The organism is Streptomyces sp. sk2.1 (assembly GCF_008120935.1).
Lineage (GTDB): Bacteria > Actinomycetota > Actinomycetes > Streptomycetales > Streptomycetaceae > Streptomyces.
Map to the genome: position 1 here is coordinate 302,616 of NZ_RDBO01000077.1, position 4,244 is coordinate 306,859.

Here is a 4,244-nt window from a genome sequence, read left to right on the forward strand (position 1 = left end):
CCTCTCCCGCGACCCCCGGCCCCCACCGCACCGGCGAGGCACCGCCGCCGCCGGACGACGACGGCACGAGGCGGAGCACCGGACCGGACACGGGACCCACGAACATCCCCGGCGGCCCCCGGTCCTCCGACCGGGCCCGGAACGTCGCCGCCCTGTGCCGGGTGTACCTCGAAGGCCGGGGCAACGGCCGGGCCATGGACGCCACCGCCTTCGAACGACTGGAGGCAGCCGCGGGCGGCGCGTCGGAGGCAGCGGTGACGGCCTACTGCGCAGCGCTCCCCGAACGCCCGTCACCGAGGGGGACGAACAGGGGCCAGGGCGAGCGGAACCAACGGAACACGGGCAACCGGCCGACCGCTCCCGAGGACCCCCGGAACGGCCCGGATCCGTCGAGAACCGGCAACGGCGAGAACGGCAACGCCCCCGGAACCCCCGGAGCCCCCGGCACGACCGGTGCCGGACCCGGCTGAACCGCATGCCCCGGGCCGGGGCGCGTCACTCGGCAGAGCTGCTTTCGCTCGCGCCACCCGGATCGCCCCGGGCGTTTGGCTCCTCGGCCCTGCTCATGCCGGGCGGTGACTCCGGAGCCTTCCCGATCCGACCGAGCACGATGCGGCTGACGTCGCGCCGGCCTCCGGAGATGTGTCAGGAGAAGACCGGTCGCACGGGTACGGACGTCAGCCGCTGACGCGCGTACGAGCGGAGCTCGCGCACCGAGGGTTCGTCCCCGTCAGGGTTCGAGTGACTGCAGCAGGGTGTTCCGCACCAGGTCGAGACAGCGCGAAGCGCCTGTTCCCAGGGCGGTGCCCGGGGCCGTTCGCGTGTCCGTCGCAGCAACATTGACGTCGTGGTCGGCGAGCGCGGCGCGGGCGGGGAGAAGAACGAGGACGACCGGGGCCGCCACCCCCCACAGGAGAGGCCCCGGTCGTCTTCCGACAGGGCCGTAGGACGACCCCGTACTCCTCTCAGCGCCATCGCCGCGTTTTCTGTCACACCGCATCGCGTCCGAGCAATGTTGCGGGTTGTACAAGTCATGGACGCGGGCCCCGCGAAGGACGTAGCGTGCTGTGTCGCGCAGGGTGGCGCGAGCAGTGATGACCAGCTGCGATTCGCGACGGCAGGGCAGGTTGAGGGAGTGCTGGGGGACGACGCGGAGTTGACTGCCGCGGTGGTCGCGGCGCGGGACGGGGACGAGGACGCCTTCCGTACTGTGTACCGCGCCGTGCAGCCGCGGCTGCTGGGATACATACGGACACTGGTGGGAGAGCCGGACGCCGAGGACGTGGCCTCCGAGTCCTGGTTGCAGATAGCGCGCGACCTCGACCGGTTCAGCGGTGACGCCGACCGCTTCCGGGGGTGGGCGGCGCGCATAGCCCGCAACCGCGCGCTGGACCACCTGCGGATGCGGGGCAGGCGCCCGGCCGTCGGCGGCGACGAGTCGGAACTGTCCGAGCGGCCCGCCGAGTCCGACACCGCCGACGAGGCGATCGAGGCACTGGCCACCGGCCGTACGATGTCGCTCATCGCCCAGCTGCCGCAGGACCAGGCCGAGGCGGTGGTGCTGCGGGTGGTCGTGGGCCTGGACGCGAAGAGTGCCGCGCAGACCCTGGGCAAGCGCCCGGGAGCGGTGCGCACGGCGGCGCACCGGGGTCTGAAACGGCTGGCCGAGCTGCTGCGCACGGACGGTGCGGGCGGCTCAGGCACCGGCTCCCGCGCGGTGGACGGCGGGGGTGACGGCACCGCCGCGGACCACGCCGCCGGGGAGGACCCGGCCGACCCGACCGCCACCCGCCGGGATGCGGCGGAACTCGATGCCGTACCCACCCAACGCCCCGCCCGCAACGGTCTGGCGGCGCCGGCGGGTGTGACGCATTCGCGTCCCTGGACGCAGAAGGACATGTGATGGCCGACGAGCAGTACGAATGGCTTGACAAGGAAGTCGCGGAGAAGTTGCTCCGCGGCGAACCGGTCGATCCCGTCGGTGGTCACGCGTGTACGGAGGCGGAGAGCCTGGTGGCCGCGCTGGACGCCGCCGCCCGGGCCGCCCGCCCGGCCACCGGTGAACTGCCCGGCGAGGCCGCGGCGCTGGCCGCCTTCCGCACCGCCAGGCGTTCCGCGCCCGCTTCCGCGCGCGCSCGGAAGCGGGCGAACGCACAGGCGGGCGGCGTCGAGAGCGTCGCCCGGCAGGCCGGTACCGACACCCTGCCCATGGTGCGCATCAGGGCCGCGTCCGCCGCCTCGGTGGGCTCGGGCCGGAACCGCATCTCGCGTTGGAGCCGTCCCGTCCGCTTCGGCCTGGTCGCCTCCTTCGCGGGCTGCGCGCTCGGCGGGGTGGCCGTGGCGGCGGGTACGGGAATGATTCCCGGGCCGTTCGGCGGCCGTGCCCCCGTGCCCGCGACCTCGGTCTCGGCCGCGGCGACCCCCGAGGAGCTCGGCTCGCGGCCCACCGGGGGCGAGACCCCGCGGACCCCGCCGTCCGCCCCGGAACGGGGCGCGTCCGAGCCGACGCCGGACAGCTCCGCCCCGTCGTCCGGCCGGCCGGACGACACCGGGTCGAACCGCACCGAGGAACGCGGTACGCGCGAGCCCGGCGGCTCCGCGAACAGTTCGACGAAGAACCCCGACAGGGGCGGGCTGCCCGATCACTCCGGCGGGGGCTCGTCCGGCACGTGGTACGCCAAGGCGCTCAAGGCCTGCCGCGACTACCGCAACGGCAACCTGGACGACGACCGCAGGCGGAAGCTCGAAATCCTGGCCAAGGGGGCCCGCAACCTGGAACGGTTCTGCGACCGCGTGCTGGAGGGGTCGGACAAGGGCGGGAACGGCACCCCGGGCAGCGATGGCGGCAGCGGCGACGGGGACGGGGACGACGGACGGGGCGACGGCGACAGCGACGGTGACGGTGACGGGTCGAACGGCGAGGACGGTTCGACCGGTGGCGGGGCCCCGGCCGACGGCGGTTCCGGCGGCGGCTCCGGGGAGTCCCCCATCCCCACGCCTTCGCCCTCCGTGGCCCTGTTCGCCACCGGCGCTGCGGTCTCCTCGCGCTGACCGAGCCATGAGCCGGTCCTCCGACCGAACCACGGGTCGAGCCACGGGGTGAGCCACGGGTCGGGCCTCTGGCCGGTCCGCTGACCGAACCGTGCGCGGGGCGGCTGAATCCGACTGGCCGAATCAGGTCGACCGAATCGGGCGGACCGCTGCCCCGGCCACGTCGTACCGGCCCGGGGCGAACCGCGCCGGCCGTGTCGCAGACCGGTCGAACCGCAGGCCGGACCGGGTCGGCCGCCCCGTCCGCGACGAGGTTTCTCCGGCCCCGGAGCACCGGGTGTGACACTTTTCGAGGCTGTGACGCAGTACAGATTGAGCCGACTGGTCATCGGCAGCGCACAGAGCCGGGGTTCCCCCCGTACCTACGGCTCAGCGCACATGGCGCGGGCGGGACACGTTCCCCCGGTCCCGTCCGCGCCCCTTCCGTTCCGGCCCGCAGGCCCCGCTTCCCGCCCGATCGGTCCGGTCCGCCCGGTCCATCCGGTCCGTCTGCGGCGTGTCAGTACACGACGACCTTGTCGCCCGTCTTCACCTGGTCGAAGAGCGAGGCGATCTTCCCCTCGTCCCGGACGTTGACGCAGCCGTGCGAGGCGCCGTTGTAGCCGCGGGCCGCGAAGTCCGCCGAGTAGTGCACCGCCTGGCCGCCGCTGAAGAACATCGCGTACGGCATGGGCGTGTCGTAGATCGTCGACACGTGGTGGCGCGATTTCCAGTAGACCGAGAAGGTGCCCTCGCGGGTGGGTGTGTACTGGGAACCGAAGCGGACGTCCATCGACGAGAGCACCCGGCCGTCGATCATCCACGACAGCGTCCGGCTGTTCTTGCTGATGCACAGGACCCGGCCGGTCAGGCAGCGTTTGTCCGGCTTCGCGACCGGCCTGGTGGTCGGCGGGTTCAGCTCGGTGGCCGTCGGCCGGTGCGTCATGCCGAGCAGCTTCTGCCAGGTGAGGGTGTCCGTCCTGCCGGTGCGGGAGAGGCCGCGCTTGCCCTGGAACGACTGGACGGCGGCGACCGTGACGGTGCCGTAGTAGCCGGTCGGGCTGCGGTCGAAGTGGCCGATCTGCCGCAGCCGCGCCTGGAGTTCCCGTACCTGTCCGCCCTGGGAGCCGCTCGACATCAGCGTCTTGCCCTGCGGGTCCGGCTTCGGCGTGGGCGACGTCGTGGCCGTCGGGGACGGCGACGGGGGCGAGGAC

The 4,244-nt window shown here is 73.6% G+C and carries 3 protein-coding genes and 1 pseudogene; 3 read left to right on the forward strand and 1 reads right to left on the reverse strand.

The window, feature by feature from the left end:
* The 3 genes and pseudogenes from EAO76_RS28725 to EAO76_RS28735 form a co-directional block, all read left to right on the forward strand.
* Positions 1 to 470: pseudogene (locus EAO76_RS28725) on the forward strand (hypothetical protein); the annotation flags it as partial.
* A 665-nt stretch (positions 471 to 1,135) separates the two neighbouring features.
* A complete protein-coding gene (locus EAO76_RS28730; protein ID WP_148838820.1) occupies positions 1,136 to 1,903 on the forward strand; it encodes an RNA polymerase sigma factor in 768 nt (255 codons plus the stop codon).
* Entirely contained in the window at positions 1,903 to 3,051 is a 1,149-nt protein-coding gene (locus EAO76_RS28735) for a hypothetical protein (RefSeq protein WP_148838821.1), read from the forward strand. The genes EAO76_RS28730 and EAO76_RS28735 overlap by 1 nt, the downstream gene beginning before the upstream one ends.
* A gap of 499 nt (positions 3,052 to 3,550) precedes the next feature.
* On the opposite strand, the gene EAO76_RS28740 is transcribed toward EAO76_RS28735, so the two are convergent.
* On the reverse strand, positions 3,551 to 4,244 hold a 694-nt coding region (locus tag EAO76_RS28740), incomplete at its 5' end, for a L,D-transpeptidase family protein (protein ID WP_262375811.1).